Genomic DNA, 19,850 nt, shown 5'->3' with positions numbered 1-19,850 from the left:
GTCAGCCGCCGAGCGCGCGGAGCCTCGCCTTGATCGGCTCGACCACTTCGACGCGTGCGAACAGCCCGGCCACGGTCTCGTCGCCGATATGCGTCCGGCCGATCGCCATCGGATTCAGCCGGCGGTTGGCGCCGCCGACTTCGCCGATGCTGGTCAGCCCTGCGCGCGCGGCGATGTCGGCCGACGACCCGCTGTGATGACCGAACGGATAGGCAAGGGAAGTGACCAGGCCGATCTTGCGGCCGATCGCATCCTGCGCCCCGGCGAATTCGGCGAACTGCTCGTCGTCACTCAGTCGCTCGAGGTTCGGGTGCGTGATCGTGTGATTGCCGAACGTCATGCCGGCCTGCTGCATCTCTCTGACGTCGTCCCAGCTCACGTAGAGCTGCGAGAGCGCGACGGCTGCCTGGTGCGCGTCGGGAAACTTCACCCTGATCCGGCCGAGTGCCGCGAATATCCGCTGCGGATCGTAGTTCATCCGGCAGTGCGAAATGACGTCCGGCACCGACAGGCCAGCCGGCACGCCGACATCCTTTTCCACGACCGATCGCGTGAACCCAGGCTCGGCGCGAAGCCAGTAATTGAGCTCGTTCACCCAGACCATCGCGACGTTATCGACCACGCCGGAGATCAGATACACCGTCGCCGGCATGCCGCGCTCGCGCAGGGCGGGCCAAGCGTTGCGATAGACCGAGTGATATCCGTCGTCGAAGGTGATGACCGCCGCGCGGCGCGGCGCCTCGCCCGCGAGAAACGTCTCCAGGCTGACCACCGTGTAGTGTTGCCGCAGCCAGTCGAGATGCGCCGCGAACGCCTCGGTCCGTGTCGTGCAATCCAGCCCGGCGGTATAGTCGGTCTCGTGCGCTTCGACGTCGTGATAAAGCAGGACCTTGACGTTCCCGCGTCCCAGCCAGCGGACCAAGCCATCGAGCCGCAAATGGAAGAGCACCAACCCCAACCAATACAGGGCATTGGTCAGCAAGCGTCCCATCACCGACCCGTCGTGCGGCGCAACAGCCCGCCTTCGATCGCCTTTGCCGTGCGGCGCTCGCTCGCCAACGTACGATCGACCGAGCGGTATTCCATCCCCAGCGACAGGTCCTGTGTTTCGGGCGACGACGTGCCGGCATATTCGCGGACGATCTGCTCGCACAGCAAGTCCGCGCCGAGCTTCACGCACTTCGCGAACAGGGTGTCTTCGATGTCGTCGGGCTCGATGGCCGGTCGTGCGGTGGCGAGGATCGGGCCCGAATCGACGCCGGCTTCCAGCCGGTGGACGGTGACGCCGACATAATCTGGTTCGCCGTTATGGAGCGGCCAGAAGATCGTGTCCGACCCGCGATAATAAGGAGACAGGCCGGTATGGATGTTGAGGATGCGGGGGGAGGCGGCGATCACCTTTCGCCCGATGATCAGCGTTCCGTACACCGCGACCACATCCGGCTTGATCCAGTCGAGCAGCGCAAGACACTCCGCGCCGTTATGCGACGGCACCCGGACGATCAGGTCGCGGCGCGGCATCAAGCCGTCGTCGCCATCGGGAAACAGCACCGAGCGAAACGCCGCGCGCCGTTGCTCGTCATGCTTCGTCAACGTGCGCGAAATCTTGACCCCGATCCGCGAAGCGATCTGCGGCAGCGTGTAGCGCTTCCACCACGCCTTCAGCTTCTGCAGCTTGGGTTTCGCCACGCCGGTGGCGATGACGATCGCCTGCAATTCTTCCGGGAAGGTGTCCGCCAGCTTTTTGGCGACATAGCGATGCTGGACGTCGCCCTCGGGCGTATGCGCGATGAGCAGGACCAGCTTCATTCCGGTGATCCCCCACGACGCGGCATGACGAGGCCCATGGTTGCGCCTCGAAAGGTGGTGACCCCTACGGGGAGGGGATAGAGGGGCCGAAAACCGCAGAAATCCGCGCTTTTCCAATTCCCGCCGGACCGCCTTCTGTACACACGCTCTGTACCCATCGGGCGCCCATCGCCCGATTACCTCCGCACGCTTTGAAGCGCGGCCGAGGCCCAGTCAATCGGGCCATGCGTGACGGCGCGTGTCCGCGAAGCGCCGGTCCACGCACGGGACCGGCGCTTCGCGGCTCGTCGGATCAGGCGGTCGCCCGGTGAAGCAAGGCGACAGGCCGGACCGTTGCCTCGATCGGGGCGGCGTGGCGCTCCGACGCTAGGATGTGTCCGATCGGATAGACGCCGCTCACTTGCCACCACAGCTCGGCGAGACGCTTGCGGGTGCGGGCGGAGCGCAGCCAGTTCTGGCGGATGCGGCCGCATTCCGGGTGGGCTGGATCGTAGGCGCGGGTGGTGACGATCCCGTGCCAGTGGGGTTTGATCGCAGGTCTGTCGCCGGTCGCGTCGCGGTGGTGGATGGCCCAATCGACCACCATACCTTGAGAGCTGAGATGGTCCTCACAGAACCCCTCGATCAGGTGACGCCAGCCCTCGACGGTGTCCCCAATCGGCAGCGAGCCGACGACGTGCGCGCAGGTCGGCTCGTCAGGGCGGAACCGGAGCGCATGGGCATCCGCCTGCTCCCATAGGGCGAGCCCGTCGAGCGCCGGATCCCCGGCGCGGCTGGGCGCCGAGCGGCCACAGCCGACGAGGTCGTCGCGGGCCGACCAGTCAGGGGTGTCGCCGAGCGCGTCGGTGCCCTGCCGGCGGTGGATATAGAGCCAGCTCGCCTTTGCGGTCCGGTGGGTGCGCAACAGGTCGGGGGTGTGGCGATCGCTCTTCTGCCAGACGACGTAGCGCAGGTTGAACGGACGGCTGTCGTAGAGGGTGTCCATCATCGTACTCCTTCTTGGGGTTTGGCCGAACGCGGCCAGGTCCCGCGGCCGTTCGGCCGTGGGATTTCGGGGAAAGTGGTTGTCGGCTGAGGTCGTGCCGCTGGTGCCGCGCGACGGCCGGTATCGATCCTACTCGAACAGCGCTCCGATCCGTTTCGACCTCTTTTCGGCGGCGCGGCAGATTGCGGCCGTCGCGGAGATGCGGCGGTGGAACGCGATCTGCAGCGCATCGCGCAAAGGAGCTTGGCCGCCTTCCGCGAGGGCGCGCGCGAGCGCAGCTGCCTCCTCATCGCAATCGACGAGAACGGCAGGCTCCGCGCGAACGTAATTCGCGATGCGAAGCGTCGTGGTGGCGATGATGGGTATGGTGGCCGTGGCGCCGGTGCGGCAGGCGAGCGCCCAGATCAGCCGGCCCAGCGACGTATCGGTCATCGGATCGTCGCGGTCGGATGGGAAAGGGGCTTCCAGTCGAACCAAGCCGTCGGCGATCATCGCGAGCAGCCGGTATTCCTCGGCGAGCTCGTGGGGCATGAGGCGCGGCACCGAGAAGCCGTTCCGATGGCTCGCCTCGATGACGCGGGCGCCGAGCAGCAGCGCGAGGGCTTCCCGGACAGGGCTAGCGCTCATGCCGAACTCGGCAGCGAGTGCTGTTGCATCAAGTGCGGCGCCAGGCGCCCAGCGGCCTTGGCGCAGTTCGGCATGCATCCTGGCCACCGCCAAATCCCGAGCGCCGTTCGGATATCGCGATTTCGCCATGACGATATCGCCTCCTCGTAAACGACAAGGCCCCGCCGAAGCGGGGCCCTGTCGAGGTGTCGTGGTGAAATCGGATGGTCAGACGTAGGACGTGCCGTCCTCGAAGGTCACCCAGCGGGCGTCGGTGTCACCGGCATCGCATCTGGCGCGATAGTCGCGATAAAGGCCGGCGAACGATGCGACCCAGTGGTACGGTCGCGAAGCGAGCACCGCCTTCAGCTCGGGATAGGTGGGCTCGATCTCCATCAGCCGCTCGCGCAACGGCAGCAGCGTCTCGAACATCGGATCCGGTGCGGCGCGCTGGAACGCTGCGCCATGCGCCCACAGCGTCAGCCGCGACACGGCGTTGGCCAACGCAATGCTCTCTGCCGCTTGCGGCGCGTTGGCATCCCAGCATCTCGCCACGTCGTCGTCGGTCACCGTGGCAACCGGGATATCGAGCCGCCGGCTCAATGCCGCTTCATCGTAACCGTCCCCGACCCCGAACATCCTGACCGGGTCGATCATCTCTTCCCAGTTCGCCAGCGCGGCCAGCGCAGGTTCGACGAAGAACCGCCGCGACGCTGTCTCGACGGACAAAACGTCGCAATCGGCTTCGGTGATGACGGTCGGTGCGCCGGCCACGAGGGCATCGTCGATCAGCGCGGGGAGGGGCCATTCGAACGGGCGTGCGTCCGACATTGTCTTGATGACGACGTCGCGATGGCCGTCGTTGCGTGCGACGAGCGTGATCACCGCCGCCGCCACCGGCTTGCGCGCAAGCGCGGTGCCGGGCGGCATGTCGGCGAGCGGCACGCATGCCAGGCCAACCGCCTGCAGCACAGGCGGCATAGATGGGGATTTCATGACAGGTCTCCTGAGGAGAACCAGGAAGCTCAAAGCCGAATATCAGCTTTTTTTCCACTCTTCCTGATTCTCACTACATCAGCAGTCTGTCTTGCTGATTAACCGCGCCCGCCGGCTGCGGTCGCCGCACTCACAAGTGCGGCGTTTTCCACGCCTGTGTCATGAGAAGTGCTCATAGGAGCAGACGGCGGGCTGACGGCCACCGACCTATCGTCACGCGTCGGTATTCAGCCGTTCTTCGCAAACCCCGCGCACGAGATCCTGCAATATCCCCACACGATCGATGAGCCAGGCCAGCTCCTCGTCGCTGATCTTGTAGTGCGGCGAGTAGCGGGCATCGACGTACGCGCGGCGCAGCAGTTCGAACGATCGCTGGGCGAAGCGCGTGTCGCGCGGCCACGCTTCGATCAGCGTCGGCGCGATCCGCTCGGCCTGCGAGCGTAGGAAGTTCAGCTTGTGCGACTTGGGGCTGTAGAGGGTCAGAACCAACATGGTGCAGTGGTAGAGGCGCTCGGCGGCTTGGTGGAGAGCGAAGGCCGCCTCATTTGAATTGCCTTCAGACCTCGCGTGTTTACCCATACTTATGAACGCATTCGCACTGGGCAGCCACTTTTCGAAACTTCCTTTTGCCTCTTCCAGCGCCGCCGCTGGCGAAATCGCCTTTGGCTGGTCGAATGGATGATCTGGCGCTTCGTAGAGTGCGATGCCGTCGCGCACGATGTCGGTGAAGAACGGGCGGCCACGCTTGAGCTGCGCGTTCACGTCGGCGAGGCTGTGGACGATGAAATTGACAGGCGTGCGGATCTTGCCGGTGATTTCCTGCTCGCGCAGCAGATGGTCGTCGGCCTGTCCCCAATATTCGGTCACATCGGCGAGTTCGTCGTGGTTGACGACCACCAGCAGGTCGTAGTCCGAGAAATAGCCGCCCTTCGGATCGGCGACCCAGTCGCCGCGCGCATACGAGCCGAACAGAATGATCTTGAGGATGCGGCCCGCCTTGCGGTGTGGCGCGTTCCTGCCAGCCAAGGCATCCTCGAACTCGAGGAACAGGATACGCACCGCTTCCTCAAGCTCATGGCGCTTGGCCAGTGGCAGATGATCAAGTTCGGTGCGCATCAAGGTCATTGCTTTAGCTAAGCCTCACTGCTGGTCGAGAGCCAATCGGAAATGTTCAGGGGGCCGCGGACGTGCATCAAGGAGCGTCCAAGTCGACAAGCTACGCGGCCGCAGACGTTTTCGGTCCGGCAAGGGCGCTGACTGCAATTGGGCCGGAAGTGGTTGCTGGAACTGGGCCGTAAGCGGACCCGCTGGTTTCGGCATGGAACGTCGAATTGCTGTCGTTGGCAGCGAGCTCCCAACCGCTAATCGAGCGAGTGAATTCAGGCCGATAGTGGAAGAATGGCGAGCCCGACCTCGCTCGAACGATAGTGCGCAATACGCGTTGCACCGACTGGTTCGCGTCACAGCGATCAGCGGCGTGAACGGCGCGTCGCCTCGCCAAGCTCGATCCACACCGGCGCATGATCGCTCGTTTTCTCCCAGTTCCGCACGTGCCGGTCGACCTCGGCAGCGCGCAGGCGGCCGGCGAGCGTCGGGCTGAGCAGCAGATGGTCGATCCGCAGCCCGGCATTGCGGCCATAGGCGTTCCGGAAATAATCCCAGAAGGTGTAGATCGTTTCGTCGGGATGCTGCGTGCGCAGCGCGTCGGTCCAGCCCTGCGCGACGAGATTGGCGTAGGCCGCGCGAACTTCGGGCGCGAACAGCGCGTCGTCGCGCCAGCGCTCCGGCTTGTAGACGTCGAGGTCGGTGGGCATCACGTTGTAGTCCCCCGCCAACACAACCGGCATGTCCGCATCGAGCAGCTCGCGCGCATGACGGGCGAATGCGTCGAACCAGCGCAATTTGTAGTCGAACTTGGGGCCCGGCCGCGGATTGCCATTGGGAAGATAGAGCCCTCCGATCAGCACCCCGCCGACCGCCGCCTCGATGTAGCGGCTCTGCGCTTCGTCGGGATCGCCTGGCAGGGCGCGACGGGTTTCGACGGGTGTCCCGATCCGGCTGAGGATCGCCACGCCGTTCCAGCTTTTCTGCCCGTGCCAGATCGCTTCGTATCCAGCCTCTGCGATCGCGGCTTCGGGGAACTTGTCCTGCGGCGCTTTCAACTCCTGCAGACAAACCACGTCCGGTTGCCGTTCGGCGAGCCACCGTAGCAGCACGGGGAGCCGGCCATTCACGCCGTTGACGTTATAGGTGGCGATGATCACGGCGGTACGGCTCGCTTGGACCGCCAGATCAGCGCGTCAGGCGGCGGCGATTGGCCGCGACCTTTCGCCGCAAGTGATTGATCGTGCCGCGCGCGCCGGCAACCGGCGTCGACCCGAGCTTGCCGGTCGCGAGTGCGGCGGCGAGATCGATGCCGGATTGCATCTTCTCGGTGACCATCAGCGACATCTCGTTCGCGGCGGGCGCGCCGCCCCGCGACATCTTGGCGAGCCTGAGCCCAATCACCATCGAGGATTCGAGCCCGAGGAACCAGGCATCCATCCCCGCATTCATCCAGGCGCTCATTGCATTCGTCGTCATGCCGGTTTCCTTCATTACCGACTGACAACGCGACCCGGCGTCAAATGGGGACAAGGCTTTTTTCGATAGTGGTTCAGCGGACCCGCGTGACCTCGAAGCTGCCGGCGGGAAGCGCGCGCAGCACGTCGCCGGCGGGAACGGCGGGATCGAGCCAGCGCGTCCAGTCGTCGGGCGGCAGCACCACGATCTGGCGACCGTGATAGGGCGCCACATCGGGACCGGGCTCGGTGGTGAGCATCGTAAATGCCTCACCGACCTCGGGGTGCGCGCGGTAGATACCGGCGATGCAGAACCAGCGCTGTCCGCGCATGGTGAAGAGCCATTTGTCCTTGAGCTTCTTCTTGGGCGCACCAGCTTCCGGTTCGGGCGTGGTGAACTCGTAGAAGCCGTCGGCGACGATCAGGCAGCGATGTTCGCCGAACGCCCGGCCTTCCGACCGGAAATTATAGACAGGCTTGCCCGTCGGGCCCGGCCAGCTCCATCGTCGCTGCACAAGTTCGGCGGTCCCCGGCGCGTGACCGGCGCGAACGATCGGCGCGACGTCGGTGATCTTGATATCGTCGCGCGGCTGCACGTTCGGCACGCCTTCCGGAAAATCTATCTTGACCTTGAGATCGCTGAAGTCGCTCGCGATCGTGTCGAGATCGACATTGAGGCGATAGTCGTTGCACATTCCCGCATCCCCAGTCCTGGCCTTTGCGACGCGGCGTGTTCCTGCTATGTTCTAAAGTCCGAGTCGCGTCGTGGAAACGTTGCCGCGGTCCGGGCGTAGTGGCGAGATGGCGGAAGGCCTAGAGGTGGCGAACAAGACGACCCATGCCGATCGGATCGGACAGCCCGGCGCGGTGATCCGTTATGGGCGGGACGGCAAAGCCGAGATGGTCAATCTCGTTTGGGGTCTCGAACCGGCGTGGCCGGATGAGCGCCCGTTCGAGGTCGTGCGCGCCGAGGGACGGACCTTTCCGAACAATCGGTGCCTCGTGCCCGCCTCCGAGTTCTTCCATAATCGCCGTGGCCGTCGCTATCGGTTCACGCGCATCGACGGCGATCATTTCTATCTCGCCGGAATCTGGCGGCCGGCGACCCCGCGCTGGCCGGCGGCCTATGCCGCCTTGACCGTCGAGGCGAACGACGACGTCCGCCCCTATGCCGAGCGGCAGATGGTCGTGATCCCGCGCGGTCGGCAGATGGAATGGCTCGATCGGCTCAGCCCCGAAGCCAATATCCTCCGGGCGCTGCCCCCCTACACCTTCAAGGCCGAGCTCTGGGACGGGGACGATGTTCCGCGTCAGGCCGAGCTGGCGATCTAACCTCGAGGTTTTCATACATGGCGACGATGGAACGGCTCCCGCTGCGCGGAGGAAGAGAAGCTGTCGGCTCCCGCGGTCGACCTGGCCGCGCTCAACGGCGTCGCGTTGACGGTCGCGCAGCTGACGGCGGCGCGGCAGATCCTGGGCTACCTCGCCGAGGAATTCCGCTGGGATTCGGTGGCGCGGCGCGTTGCGCTACGCGCCAACCTCGATGAATCAGACATCGCCATCGACGCGATCGACGCACGGCTTCTCGCCGTGCGGAAGTGGGAGGATTTGCACGATCCGGATCGCGTGTTGAGCCAGATGCACTTGATGGAAGCAGCGACGCTCACGCCGCTCGTTGAGACCGATCATGGGATCGGCTTTCGCGACACGACATTTCGCGAACTTGTCGATTTTATCGCCGAGCTGCCCTGGTGACCATGATCGTCGGCGATCTGTTCCGGACGGCGGTCGTGCCGGGTTTCGAGAGCGCGCCGGACATTGTCTCGGTCGAAGAAGAGCGTGACCTCATCGCACGGATCGATGCCAGTCCGCTCGAGCCGTTCAAGTTTCAGGGCTGGCTGGGCAAGCGGCTCACGGCGTCGTTCGGCATGCGCTACGATTTCGAGCGCGGTCGGATCGAAGTGGCCGATCCGATGCCCGACTGGTTGCTGCCGATCCGCGATCGGGCCGCTGCCTTTGCCGGGCTGGTGCCCGACGACATCGTCCAGGCGCTGTTGATCCGCTATGATCCGGGGGCGGGGATCGGTTGGCATCGCGACCGTCCGATCTACGCGCATGTCGTCGGCATTTCGCTCGGCGAGCCGGCGGTGCTCCGCTTGCGCCGTCGGCAGGGAACATCCTTTCAGCGTGCATCGGCACCGCTCGCGCCACGCTCGATCTACCATCTCGCGGGTGAAGTGCGGCACGACTGGGAGCACAGCATCGTCGAGATGGCGAGGGCGCGCTGGTCGATCACGTTCCGGACACTCGTACGATCGTCACGCGAAGCCGCTTGACGAATTGTCGCGGCAGGCGGAACATAAAGGGAACAAGTGATTCTATGATTCCCGATGGAAGATTGTGCCCGCCTCGACCCTCTCACCGAATTGCGCAGCCAGATCGCCGCGCTCGATGCGCCCACGCGCGCGGGCGGCGTGCTGCCGTTCGGGATCGATGCGGTCGACCGGCGCCTCGCTGACGGGGGCCTCGCGCTCGGCGCCTTGCATGAAATGGCGGCCAGCGCGCCGACTTTCGCCGAAGACGCGGCGGCCACGTTGTTCGTGACCGGTCTGGCGGCGCGGGCGAGCACGACGGCACCGGTTCTGTGGGCGCTGACACGGTTCGATCTCTATGCGCCCGGGATCGAACAGGCCGGGCTTCCCTCAAAACAGGTGCTGTTCGCGCAGGCGCGCGACGACCGCGAATTGCTGGCGATCATGGAGGATGCGCTTCGACACGGCGGCGTCGGCGCGGTCGTCGGGGAAGTGCGCCGCGCCGACATGACCGCAACCCGGCGCCTCCAGCTAGCGGCGGCCGACAGCAACGTCCCGGTCTTCCTGCTGCGCCGCTGGCGCAAGCTGGGAACCTGCCCCTTGGGCGAACCCTCGGCGGCGAGCACCAGATGGCGGATCGGGTGTGCCCCGTCCGCGCCGCTCGGTGTGCCCGGGGTTGGGCGCGCGCAATGGACGGTCGATCTCGTGCGCCAGCGCAACGGCAATCCCTTCACTCTGACGTTGGAGGGCTGCGATGCGCAGGGTCGCCTCAGTCTTCCTGCCGCAGCTGCCGATCGAGCGGCTGGGGCGGGACACCGCGCACAAGCCGCCTGAGCCGGCGCGGCCTGTAGCGCCGCCGGTCGACGACGATCCCGGAGAATGCTCGGTCCCGCGTAGCGGACATTGGCGGCCGGGCGGGCGCTGGGCGCAGGACGGCCGCGCGGCCGGCGCTCAGCCGGCGCATCGTCAGCCGGCGCCGCGCGAGCTCGGGCGACGATCCGAAGCGGCGCAGCATCCGTTTCGCGCCCTACGTGGCGACGACGGAACTGCCGTCAACGCGCTACCCGCGCATCACGCTGCGCCGGCGGTCGCGCCTTTCGTGCTGGCCATTCGGCAGGGCCAGCGCGACGTGATCCATGCCGCCAACGCGGATGCGCAGGCGCTTGGACTCGCGCCGGGCATGCCGGTGACGCAGGCCAAGGCGCTCTATGCCGAGCTCGAGGTGGCGCCCGCCGACGTCGCCGCGGATCGCCGGGCGCTCGACCGGCTCGCGATCCATGCGCTCAGACACTGGACGCCGGTCGCGACAGCCGCGCCACCCGATGGGCTGTTGCTCGATGTGACGGGCACCGCGCATCTGTTCGGCGGCGAGGCTACGTTTGCCCGTCGGCTGCGCCGGTTTCTGCATCGGCTCGGCCTGACCGCGACGATCGCGATCGCGGACACGCCGGGCGCGGCACACGCGCTGGCGCGCTTTTCGGCGCGCGCGATCACGATCGCGCCCGAAGGCAAGACGATCGATGCGATCGCGCCATTACCGCTGGCAGCGCTCCGGCTCGACGACGGCGCGCTGATCGCGGCGCGGCGGTTCGGCCTCGAGCGGATCGCGGACCTGCTGCCGATGCCGCGAGGGCCGCTGGCGCGGCGGCTCGGTCGTGCCGCGATCGAGCGGCTCGATCAGGCGATCGGTCGCGTCGCCGAGCCGATCGAGCGCATCGAACCGTTCGAGCCGCCGGTGGCCGAACGTCGCTTGCTGGAGCCGATCGGCACTCCCGAGGCGATCGGGCAGGTGATGCACGATCTGGCGCATGACCTCGCGGCCGCGCTCCGGCACCAAGGCCTGGGCGCGCGCGAGATGGTGCTGCGATTATCGCGCGTCGACGGCACCGATCAGGTGCTGACGCTGGGGCTTGCGCGCGCTAACCGCGACGCCGTGCATCTCGCCCGTTTGCTCCACCTGCGGCTCGAAAAGGTCGAGCCCGGCATGGGGATCGAGATCGGGCGATTGATCGCGACACGCGCCGAGCCGCTCGGTGCGCAGGCGCTAGGCAATGTGCTGTACGACCAAGGTATCGACCTTGCGACGCTGGTCGATCAGTTGGCGGGTCGCGTCGGGCATCGCGCGCTTTTTCGGGCCGCGCCGGTCGAAAGCGACGTTCCCGAGCGCGCGGTGATGGCGGTGCCCGCGCTCGACGAGCCGCTCGCCTGGCCAGCTTGGAAACGGCCGGCGCGATTGCTCGCGCGGCCCGAGCCTTTGTCGAGCGTCATCGCCCTGCTGCCCGACCAGCCGCCGCGGCGGTTCGCCTGGCGCGGCGAGACGCACGACGTCGTCGCCGGCGATGGTCCCGAGCGCATCCATGGCGAATGGTGGCGGCGCGACGGCGAGGTGTGGGCGGTGCGAGACTATTACCGGGTCGAAGATCGCGACGGCCGGCGGTTCTGGCTGTTCCGGCGCGGCGACGGGGTCGAGCCCGCCACCGGCGACCTCAGCTGGTGGATGCACGGAGCGTTCGGATGACGTATGTCGAGCTATACGTCACCAGCCATTTTTCGTTCCTGCGCGGCGCGTCGGCGCCCGAGGAGCTGTTCGCCGCCGCCGCGTTGCTCGGCCATTCGGCGCTCGGCCTGACCGATCTCGGCAGCGTCGCCGGCATGGTGCGCGGCTGGGACGGGCAAAAGGCAACCGGCGTCCGCCTGATCCCGGGCGCGCGGGTGGTGCTCGACGATGGCCGGCAGCTGTTGCTCTATCCGACCGACCGCGCCGCGTGGTCGCGGCTGACGCGGCTGTTGACGGTCGGGAAGGCACGCGCGGGCAAGGGGGGCTGCGATCTCGGCTGGCGCGACGTTGTGGCGCATGCCGACGGTTTGATCGCCATCCTTGTGCCTGACTTTCCGGGTGCGACGCTAGACGATGATCTGGCTGCTTTGCGCGCGGCGTTTGGCCAGCGCGGCTATTGCGCGTTGACGCTGCGGCGGCGCCCCGACGACATGGTGCGTGTGCACGCGCTGGCCAATCAGGCGCGGAAAGCGAACGTCCGCGCGGTGGTGACCGGCGATGTGCTGTATCATGCGCCTGAGGGCCGGCTGTTGCAGGACGTGATGACCGCGATCCGCGAGGGCACGACGGTCGACCGGCTCGGGTTCCGGCGCGAGCGGCACGGGGACCGTCATTTAAAATCGCCCGAAGAAATGGAGCGGCGGTTCGCGGCGTTTCCCGACGCGATCCGGGCGAGTGCCGACATTGCTGCTATTTGCTGCTTCGATCTTGGCGAACTCAGCTACCAATATCCGCACGAACGCGTGCTCGAAGGTCTGAGCGCGCAAGAGGCGCTCGAGCAGCTGTCGCGCGAGGCGGCCGAGCGAATGTTTCCCGACGGCGTGCCCCAGGCGCACGCCGACCAGATCAGCCATGAGCTCACGCTGATCGGGAAACTTAAGTATGCGCCTTACTTTCTGACCGTGAACGCAATCGTGCAGGAAGCGCGGCGGCGCGGCATATTGTGTCAGGGCAGGGGATCGGCCGCCAACAGCTGTGTCTGTTTCGTACTCGGCATCACCTCGATCGATCCCATCAAGCACGAACTGCTGTTCGAGCGATTCGTGTCTGGCGAACGCCCCGAGCCGCCCGATATCGACGTCGATTTCGAGCATGAGCGGCGCGAGGAAATCATCCAGTGGATCTATGAGACCTATGGCCGCGACCGCTCCGCGCTTACTGCCGTCGTCACGCGGTTCCGCGCGCGCGGCGCGATCCGCGAGGTCGGGAAGGCGATGGGATTGCCCGAGGATCTGACCGCGTCGCTGTCGGGGCTAGTCTGGGGCTGGTCGGTCGAAGGCGTCGGCGAGAAACAGGCCAAGGAGCTCAACCTCAATCTCGGCGACCGGCGTCTCCGGCTAGCGCTCGATCTCGCCAGCAAGCTGATCGGCACGCCGCGCCATCTGTCGCAGCATCCCGGAGGGTTCGTGCTCACCCACGACCGGCTTGACGACCTCGTCCCGATCGAGCCGGCGGCGATGGCCGACCGTCAGGTGATTGAGTGGGACAAGGACGATATCGACGCGCTCAAGTTCATGAAGGTTGATGTCCTCGGGCTGGGCATGCTGGGGTGTATGAACCGGGCGTTCAACCTGCTCGAACAGGAGAAGGGCATCCGGGTCACAATGGCTGATCTGCAGGACGATGATCCGGACGTCTATGCGATGATCCAGAAGGCCGACACGCTCGGCACCTTCCAGATCGAGAGCCGCGCGCAGATGTCGATGCTACCGCGCATGAAGCCCAAGCAATTCTACGACCTCGTTATCGAGGTCGCGATCGTCCGGCCCGGCCCGATCCAGGGCGACATGGTGCATCCTTATCTCAGACGACGCGAGGGCAAGGATCGCCCCGAATATCCGCGGCCCGAGCTTCGCGCTGTTCTGGAAAAGACGCTCGGCGTGCCGCTGTTCCAGGAGCAGGCGATGAAGGTCGCGATCGTCGGGGCGGGGTTCACGCCGGCCGAGGCCGACCAGCTGCGTCGCGCCATGTCGACGTTCAAGCTTACCGGCGGCGTCGGACATTTCTACGACAAGTTGGTCGGCGGGATGGTCGCGCGCGGCTACCCGCAGCATTTCGCCGAGCGTACCTTCAAGCAGATCGAGGGTTTTGGCAGCTACGGTTTTCCGGAAAGCCACGCCGCCTCGTTCGCCAAGATCGCCTATGCCTCGTGCTGGGTGAAGCACCACCATCCCGACGTGTTCTGCGCAGCCTTGCTCAACGCGCAGCCGATGGGATTCTACGCGCCCGCGCAGATCGTTCAGGACGCGCAGGCACATGGTGTCGAGGTTCGGCCGGTGTGCATCAATGCCAGCCGTTGGGACTGCACGCTGGAGCCCGCCGGCAACCGGCTCGCGGTTCGGCTGGGGTTCCGGCAGGTTCGCAGCCTTGCCAACGTGCATGGCGCGGCGATCGTGTCGGCGCGGGGAGACCGACCGTTCGGCTCGGTTGAAGAAGTGTGGCGCCGCGCGGGCGTTCCGCGCGCGGCGATCGAACGGCTGGCCGAAGCAGATGCGTTTCACGGTTTGAGCGAGGACCGGCGTCAGGGCCTTTGGAAGGTGAGAGGGCTCGGCGAGGCACCGCTGCCTTTGTTCGCCGCCGCCGACGAGCGCGAGGCCGGTTTCAGCCCCGAAGGATTGGAGCCGGGCGTCGCATTGGTCCCGATGACCGACGGTCGCGAAGTGGTCGAGGATTACCGCACCACGCAGCTGTCGCTCCGCGCCCACCCCGTGTCGTTCCTGCGCGACGAACTCGCGCGCACCGGGATCAAACGTTGCGGCGATCTCCCGTCGATCAAGGACGGCCGGCACGTCGAGGTCGCGGGCGTCATTCTCGTTCGCCAGAAGCCCGGGAGCGCCAAGGGCGTACTGTTCATCACGATCGAGGACGAGAGCGGCGTTGCCCAGGGTATCATCTGGCCGGATCGCTTCGAGAAATATCGTCGCGTCGTGATGTCGGCTTCGATGGTCAGTCTGAGGGGCCGGCTGCAAAAGGAGGGGCTGGTGATCCACGTCATCGTCGATCACATCGCCGACCTGACGCCGATGCTCCGCCATGTCGGTGAAATGCAGTTCCCGCATCGGCCTGGGCGGGGTGATGGTGCCACCCATGCGGGATCGCCTGACCGTGGAGATCCGGGCTGGGTGCCCAAGGCCGCGGCTCACTATCATCCGCCATTTGCTGGGGGCGTCGATCCCGAGGATTTGGTCCGCATCCGCAGCCACGATTTCCATTGATATGATGCGTGAGATCTCGCGACATCAACGTATCGTAATCGACCTAGCACTACGAATTCTCCGGTCAGCGATGGATCGGTCAGCAGTTCGCAAGGTCAATTCGATCGAGGTTAGGCTAGCGTTGCGTTGCCTGTTGCACCATTGTCCCGACCGTTGGCCGCTGGAAATGTTTTGGGACGCGGCCGGTGTCGATAACGACATTGGGCGCGCTCAGGGTTGTACCGCTGGATTCAACGGCATCCTCCGACAACTCAGGCTGGCGGGCATATCTTTCGATCAATAGTATCGGCAGTATTTGGGCCGTCTGCCGACTGTCAGGTTCCGGGCAGCGAACCGCAGATAGCTGCGGTCACTCGCGGCGCCGCTCCTGTGACAGCGGTCGACCCAATTTCAGAAGTTTGAGTTGGAAAGCTACGGCCTCAAAGCAGCCGTCCTGATGCGCACAATGCACTTATCCAAATCTAAGCGCCGCGACGCCGCAACGGTTGGTATCGCTGATCCAGATTAGGTAAATAAAGACAATTTGTTACGCGTCCGCACAACACCGGCACTCGTATCTGTCCCGATGGCGCGCTCCGAACAGGGTGGCTCGCGCCGGGCGGCGCTGCAGCGCGCGACTTCTCCCTGTCACTTACAACGAACGAGGATTGCCTGACCGCACTTTCCAGAGAGGAATGACATATGGCCGACGACGTCCAGTTGATCGAAGCGTTTGATACTCGGATCAAACGGCGTGCCGAAAGGCGCGATTTCTTCAAGAAGGCACTGGGCGGCGCCGCTGCGGTAGCGGGGGCATCCGGCTTCTTCTACACCGATGCAGCGCTGGCGCAGACCGCGCCGACCGACGCGGACGTCCTCAATTTTGCGCTCAACCTCGAATATCTCGAAGCGCAATTTTATCTCTTCGCCGCCAAGGGTACCGGTCTCGCCGCCGGCCAGCAGACCGGTACCGGCACGCAAGGCGGCCTCGCCGCGCCGGCCGGATCGCTGCCGGCCCGGAAGGTCGTTTTCACCGACCCCGTCGTCTCGGCATATGCGCAGGAGATTGCAGCTGACGAGGCGGCGCACGTCGCCTTCCTGCGCACCGCCCTCGGCACCGCAGCCGTCGCCCAGCCACAGCTCAATATTTCGGGCGGACCGGGTAGTGCGTTCGCCGCGGCGGCGACGGCGGCCGGCCTTCCCAACGGCGCGAATTTCGACCCCTATGCTGATGACAACAGCTTCCTGCTCGGCGCGTTCATCTTCGAGGATGTCGGGGTCACCGCCTATAAGGGCGCGTCGCCGCTGATCTCCAACAAAACGTTTTTGGAGGCAGCGGCCGGGATCCTGGCGGTCGAAGCCTATCACGCCAGCATCGTGCGAACGACGCTGTATGGAAAAGGTGTCGCGACGCCGAGCCTGCGCACTGCGGCCGACGCGATCTCCGATGCCCGCGACAGCCTCGACGGCACCACCGATCTCGACCAGGGCATCTCGGCGGTCAATGCGTCCAACGGCGTGCAATCGAACATCGTGCCGCTCGACGGCAACGGCCTCGCGTTCAGCCGATCGACCGGCCAGGTGCTCAACATCGTCTACCTCAACAAGAACGCCGTCACGATGGGCGGGTTCTTCCCCGCCGGCGTGAACGGCACGATCAAAACCAGCGCAGCCAACTGAATCCGAGCGAAAGGAGATTAGACATGATCGATAACGATACCGCGCTCGCCATTCTTGAGGCCAGCGAAGCACGTCGTGCCGAACGACGCCGGTTCCTGCGTATGGCCGGAGCCGGTGCGGCTGGGCTCGGCAGTCTCGCCATGCTCAGCGCGTGCAACGACGACAATAATGGCGGCACCCCGACCCCGACGCCCGCACCCGCTCCAACGCCGACCCCTACGCCAGCGGCGATCACCGACGCAGACGTGCTCAACTTTGCGCTGAATCTCGAGTATCTCGAGGCCCAGTTCTATACCTATGCGACAATAGGAATGGGATTGCCTGCGGTGGCGACGCAAGGTGTAGGAACGCAAGGCAGTGTGACCGGTGGCCGGGCGGTGACGTTTACCGATCCCGTTGTTGCCCAGTACGCCCGCGAAATCGCGCAGGATGAAGCGGCGCACGTCCAATTCCTCCGCGGTGCTCTAGGCGGCGCGGCTGTGGCCATGCCGAACATAAACATCGATGGCGGTGCCAACGGCGCCTTCACCGCAGCGGCGCGTGCCGCAGGCGTGATCACCGCTGCACAAACTTTCGATCCGTATGCCAGCGATGAGAACTTCCTGCTCGCCGCCTACATCTTCGAAGATGTCGGGGTGACCGCTTACAAAGGCGCGGCGCCGTTGATCAGCAACAAGACCTATCTTGAGGCGGCAGCCGGTATCCTCGCGGCGGAAGCTTATCATGCAGGCCTGGTCCGCACGGTGCTCTACCGCAAGGGTCTGACGACACCGAGCCTGATGCTGATCGAAAGCGCTGGTAAGATCAGCGACGCGCGCGACAGCCTCGACGGCGCGAGCGACGACGATCAGGGCATCGCCAGCCCCGACGGCGGCGTCACGTCCAATATCGTGCCGGCCGACAGCAACGCGGTCGCATTCAGCCGGACGACGGGCGCGGTGCTCAACATCGTCTATCTGTCGAAATCGGCACTCGTTGGCGGAGGTTTCTTCCCCAACGGTGTCAACGGCACCATCCGAACGAGCACCGCACAACCGTAAAGCGTCTATTTCATACCCTGCTGTGATGGTCGGCGCGCTGATCCCCGCGCCGGCCGTCTCTTCTGATTAGCTCATTACTCGCCTGAAAGCGGACCCTCCGCTTTCCACCCAATAGCGGACATTCGCCGTCGGCCTCGGAACCTTCCGCCTCGGTAACGCTTGTGCAGCGATCGGTGGTTTGATCCCAATTCGCGTACCGATGTGGGCCGGGGTTGCATGTAACACTGCGCCGGCCCGCACTTTCTCCCTTAGTCCACGGCAGCCAATTAACGGCGGCAGCTTTTTCTATGAGGGCCGCGCTAGCCAATGACCTAAATTGGGGCGCGTTGCGGACAATTATTTGCCCGTCACTCTCCAGACGACGTTGCCGCCATCGTCCGCGATCAACAGAGCCCCGCGGCGGTCAATCGCGACGCCAACCGGCCGTCCTTGCGCCTTGCCGTCCTTGATAAAGCCAGTGACGACGTCGACCGGTTTGCCAGCGGGCCGGCCATTGACGAACGGAATATAAATCACCTTGTACCCGTTCAGATTGCCGCGGTTCCAGCTGCCATGCTCGCCGACGAACGCGCCGCTACGAAATTGCGGCGGGAGCGCCGCCGCATTGGCGCTGAAGGCCATACCAAGTGGCGCGACGTGCGAGCTTAGCGCATAATCGGGCGGGATCGCCCGCGCGACCAGATCAGGGCGTTGCGGCTGGACGCGCGGATCAACGTTCTGTCCATAGTAGCTGTACGGCCACCCGTAGAAGGAGCCATCACGCACCGAGGTCATATAGTCCGGCACGAGGTCGGGCCCGAGCTCGTCGCGTTCGTTGACGACGGTCCAGAGCTGGTTGCTCGTCGGTTCGAAGGACAGGCCGGTGGGATTGCGCAAGCCCGTCGCGAAATCGCGGTGCGCGCCGGTGGAGCGGTCAACCTCCCAAATGCGGGCGCGATCCTTCTCCGCTTCGATCCCGTTTTCGGTGATGTTGCTGTTGGAGCCGATCCCGACGTACAGCTTGCTGCCGTCCGGACTGGCGACCAGGCTCTTGGTCCAGTGGTGATCGATCGGGCCGCCAGGCAATTCGGTCAGGACTGTCGGCTTGGCTGTGATCTGGGTCTGGCCCGGCACGTAGGGATAGCGCAGGATCGCATCGGTGTTCGCGACGTACAGATCGCCACCGACCAGGGCGACGCCGAACGGGGCGTTGAGGTGATCGATCAGCACGGTGCGCACTTCGGGCTTGCCGTCGCCATCGGCATCGCGGAGCAATATGATGCGGCTCTCGCCCCTCACCTTGGAATGGCCGAACCCCTGGATGAAGCCGACGAGGATGTCCTTGGGCCGAGCGACGGGTTCCTCGGGCGCCTTGGCCTCGACCGCCAGCACGTCGCCGTTGGGCAGCGTGTAGACCGAGCGGACATTGTGGAAATCGCTCGCGAATGCTGTGATCCTCAGCCCTGCCGCGACCGTCGGCGTCGCGCCATTTGCCCAGGGCTCGACGCTCGCTACATGCATCGGCGGCATCAGATACTGGTTGATTGCGGGCAGTTTCGGATTGGGACCGATCTGGTCGTCGGCATTGCCGCCCCCACCGCTGCACGCGGCCAGCATGATCAGGGGCGAAGACGACAATAGCGCGCGGATGGTCATGCCACACCCTCCCGGCGGGCGGCATACCCCAGCCAGCTCGCCACCAGCACGACCACCGCGGTGAGCGCAGAAAGGATGATCCCGGCCGGCACCACCGACGTCCAGCCATCGCGGCTATGGATGAAGGCGTTGATGACAGCGAGCACCAGCATGACGACGGTCAGGATCGCATGCAGCGACGACCGGCGGCGCGTCGTATCGCCGACGACCAGCGCATCGACGATACCCGCGATACCGGCAACGATCGCCATGATCACGCCGCCCGTTATCAACCAAACGGAGAAGTTTGCCCATTGCATGTTGGCGCTGTCCGCATAAGCCCAGTCGCTAAAGAAGGCGGCGACAAAGAAGGCGAGCGGGAACGCCGCCAGGACGCCGTGCAACGGCACGAACAGTTTGGCGGCGCGAGGATGAGGTCTGGCCAAATAGCGTCTCCGGAAGCGGTCACGGCACTCAACGCGCCATGACGCTTTCA

The 19,850-nt window shown here is 65.3% G+C and carries 19 protein-coding genes; 8 read left to right on the top strand and 11 right to left on the bottom strand.

Features of this window, described 5'->3' with window-relative positions; all coding sequences use genetic code 11:
- Position 1: 1 nt before the first annotated feature.
- From FPZ24_RS12145 to FPZ24_RS12105, 9 genes are all read right to left on the bottom strand, one after another.
- Entirely contained in the window at positions 2-991 is a 990-nt protein-coding gene (locus FPZ24_RS12145; protein ID WP_146572347.1) for a polysaccharide deacetylase family protein, read from the bottom strand.
- Positions 991-1,809 (bottom strand): formyl transferase, encoded by an 819-nt coding sequence (locus tag FPZ24_RS12140; RefSeq protein ID WP_146572346.1) that lies wholly within the window; start codon positions 1,807-1,809, stop codon positions 991-993. Before FPZ24_RS12140 ends, FPZ24_RS12145 begins: the two co-directional genes overlap by 1 nt.
- 292 nt (positions 1,810-2,101) lie before the next feature.
- Positions 2,102-2,794: a MobA/MobL family protein gene (locus FPZ24_RS12135; protein ID WP_146574489.1), complete on the bottom strand. Its 693-nt coding sequence runs from the start codon at positions 2,792-2,794 to the stop codon at positions 2,102-2,104.
- A gap of 129 nt (positions 2,795-2,923) precedes the next feature.
- Positions 2,924-3,550, bottom strand: a complete 627-nt coding sequence (locus FPZ24_RS12130) for a GntR family transcriptional regulator (protein WP_146572344.1) — start codon at positions 3,548-3,550, stop codon at positions 2,924-2,926.
- A 78-nt stretch (positions 3,551-3,628) separates the two neighbouring features.
- Complete coding sequence (locus FPZ24_RS12125; protein ID WP_146572342.1) at positions 3,629-4,396, bottom strand: hypothetical protein; 768 nt, start codon at positions 4,394-4,396, stop codon at positions 3,629-3,631.
- Positions 4,397-4,609: 213 nt separating this feature from the next.
- Positions 4,610-5,512, bottom strand: a complete 903-nt coding sequence (locus FPZ24_RS12120; protein ID WP_146572340.1) for a HEPN domain-containing protein — start codon at positions 5,510-5,512, stop codon at positions 4,610-4,612.
- 353 nt (positions 5,513-5,865) lie between these two features.
- Entirely contained in the window at positions 5,866-6,660 is a 795-nt protein-coding gene (xth, locus tag FPZ24_RS12115; protein ID WP_146572338.1) for an exodeoxyribonuclease III, read from the bottom strand.
- A gap of 28 nt (positions 6,661-6,688) precedes the next feature.
- Positions 6,689-6,979 (bottom strand): hypothetical protein, encoded by a 291-nt coding sequence (locus tag FPZ24_RS12110; protein ID WP_205012835.1) that lies wholly within the window; start codon positions 6,977-6,979, stop codon positions 6,689-6,691.
- Between the two features lie 73 nt (positions 6,980-7,052).
- The gene (locus FPZ24_RS12105; protein ID WP_146572336.1) at positions 7,053-7,652 is read right to left on the bottom strand and encodes an SOS response-associated peptidase; all 600 of its coding nucleotides are present in this window, start codon (positions 7,650-7,652) and stop codon (positions 7,053-7,055) included.
- 124 nt (positions 7,653-7,776) lie between these two features.
- Here FPZ24_RS12105 and FPZ24_RS12100 point away from each other — a divergent pair, with 124 nt between their 5' ends.
- The 8 genes from FPZ24_RS12100 (at position 7,777) to FPZ24_RS12060 (ending at position 17,740) form a co-directional block, all read left to right on the top strand.
- Positions 7,777-8,289 carry an SOS response-associated peptidase family protein gene (locus tag FPZ24_RS12100; protein ID WP_240047451.1) on the top strand — a complete coding sequence of 171 codons (513 nt, stop codon included), beginning with the start codon at positions 7,777-7,779 and terminating at the stop codon, positions 8,287-8,289.
- A 105-nt stretch (positions 8,290-8,394) separates the two neighbouring features.
- The gene (locus tag FPZ24_RS12095) at positions 8,395-8,712 is read left to right on the top strand and encodes a hypothetical protein (RefSeq protein ID WP_146572334.1); all 318 of its coding nucleotides are present in this window, start codon (positions 8,395-8,397) and stop codon (positions 8,710-8,712) included.
- Between the two features lie 2 nt (positions 8,713-8,714).
- Complete coding sequence (locus FPZ24_RS12090; RefSeq protein ID WP_146574483.1) at positions 8,715-9,293, top strand: alpha-ketoglutarate-dependent dioxygenase AlkB; 579 nt, start codon at positions 8,715-8,717, stop codon at positions 9,291-9,293.
- 54 nt (positions 9,294-9,347) lie between these two features.
- Positions 9,348-10,103: an ImuA family protein gene (locus tag FPZ24_RS12085; protein WP_186728813.1), complete on the top strand. Its 756-nt coding sequence runs from the start codon at positions 9,348-9,350 to the stop codon at positions 10,101-10,103.
- Entirely contained in the window at positions 10,024-11,787 is a 1,764-nt protein-coding gene (locus tag FPZ24_RS12080; protein WP_146572331.1) for a Y-family DNA polymerase, read from the top strand. The genes FPZ24_RS12085 and FPZ24_RS12080 overlap by 80 nt, the downstream gene beginning before the upstream one ends.
- Complete coding sequence (locus FPZ24_RS12075; RefSeq protein WP_146572329.1) at positions 11,784-15,041, top strand: error-prone DNA polymerase; 3,258 nt, start codon at positions 11,784-11,786, stop codon at positions 15,039-15,041. Before FPZ24_RS12080 ends, FPZ24_RS12075 begins: the two co-directional genes overlap by 4 nt.
- A 681-nt stretch (positions 15,042-15,722) precedes the next feature.
- Positions 15,723-16,700: a ferritin-like domain-containing protein gene (locus tag FPZ24_RS12065; protein ID WP_146572326.1), complete on the top strand. Its 978-nt coding sequence runs from the start codon at positions 15,723-15,725 to the stop codon at positions 16,698-16,700.
- A gap of 23 nt (positions 16,701-16,723) precedes the next feature.
- Entirely contained in the window at positions 16,724-17,740 is a 1,017-nt protein-coding gene (locus FPZ24_RS12060; RefSeq protein ID WP_146572324.1) for a ferritin-like domain-containing protein, read from the top strand.
- Between the two features lie 336 nt (positions 17,741-18,076).
- On the opposite strand, the gene FPZ24_RS12055 is transcribed toward FPZ24_RS12060, so the two are convergent.
- A complete protein-coding gene (locus tag FPZ24_RS12055) occupies positions 18,077-19,375 on the bottom strand; it encodes a PQQ-dependent sugar dehydrogenase (RefSeq protein WP_146572322.1) in 1,299 nt (432 codons plus the stop codon).
- Positions 19,372-19,764 carry a DUF2231 domain-containing protein gene (locus FPZ24_RS12050; RefSeq protein ID WP_240047450.1) on the bottom strand — a complete coding sequence of 131 codons (393 nt, stop codon included), beginning with the start codon at positions 19,762-19,764 and terminating at the stop codon, positions 19,372-19,374. The genes FPZ24_RS12055 and FPZ24_RS12050 overlap by 4 nt, the downstream gene beginning before the upstream one ends.
- Between the last annotated feature and the right edge of the window lie 86 nt (positions 19,765-19,850).

The sequence above is a fragment of the Sphingomonas panacisoli genome (assembly GCF_007859635.1).
GTDB lineage: Bacteria > Pseudomonadota > Alphaproteobacteria > Sphingomonadales > Sphingomonadaceae > Sphingomonas > Sphingomonas panacisoli.
This window is presented reverse-complemented; position numbering and strand designations above follow the sequence as displayed.

Coding starts and splice junctions, on each gene's coding strand:
- FPZ24_RS12145 (WP_146572347.1), bottom strand. CDS start 991: ATGGGACGCTTGCTGACCAATGCCCTGTATTGGTTGGGGTTGGTGCTC.
- FPZ24_RS12140 (WP_146572346.1), bottom strand. CDS start 1,809: ATGAAGCTGGTCCTGCTCATCGCGCATACGCCCGAGGGCGACGTCCAG.
- FPZ24_RS12135 (WP_146574489.1), bottom strand. CDS start 2,794: ATGGACACCCTCTACGACAGCCGTCCGTTCAACCTGCGCTACGTCGTC.
- FPZ24_RS12130 (WP_146572344.1), bottom strand. CDS start 3,550: ATGGCGAAATCGCGATATCCGAACGGCGCTCGGGATTTGGCGGTGGCC.
- FPZ24_RS12125 (WP_146572342.1), bottom strand. CDS start 4,396: ATGAAATCCCCATCTATGCCGCCTGTGCTGCAGGCGGTTGGCCTGGCA.
- FPZ24_RS12120 (WP_146572340.1), bottom strand. CDS start 5,512: ATGCGCACCGAACTTGATCATCTGCCACTGGCCAAGCGCCATGAGCTT.
- FPZ24_RS12110 (WP_205012835.1), bottom strand. CDS start 6,979: ATGACGACGAATGCAATGAGCGCCTGGATGAATGCGGGGATGGATGCC.
- FPZ24_RS12105 (WP_146572336.1), bottom strand. CDS start 7,652: ATGTGCAACGACTATCGCCTCAATGTCGATCTCGACACGATCGCGAGC.
- FPZ24_RS12090 (WP_146574483.1), top strand. CDS start 8,715: ATGATCGTCGGCGATCTGTTCCGGACGGCGGTCGTGCCGGGTTTCGAG.
- FPZ24_RS12085 (WP_186728813.1), top strand. CDS start 9,348: ATGGAAGATTGTGCCCGCCTCGACCCTCTCACCGAATTGCGCAGCCAG.
- FPZ24_RS12080 (WP_146572331.1), top strand. CDS start 10,024: ATGCGCAGGGTCGCCTCAGTCTTCCTGCCGCAGCTGCCGATCGAGCGG.
- FPZ24_RS12075 (WP_146572329.1), top strand. CDS start 11,784: ATGACGTATGTCGAGCTATACGTCACCAGCCATTTTTCGTTCCTGCGC.
- FPZ24_RS12065 (WP_146572326.1), top strand. CDS start 15,723: ATGGCCGACGACGTCCAGTTGATCGAAGCGTTTGATACTCGGATCAAA.
- FPZ24_RS12060 (WP_146572324.1), top strand. CDS start 16,724: ATGATCGATAACGATACCGCGCTCGCCATTCTTGAGGCCAGCGAAGCA.
- FPZ24_RS12055 (WP_146572322.1), bottom strand. CDS start 19,375: ATGACCATCCGCGCGCTATTGTCGTCTTCGCCCCTGATCATGCTGGCC.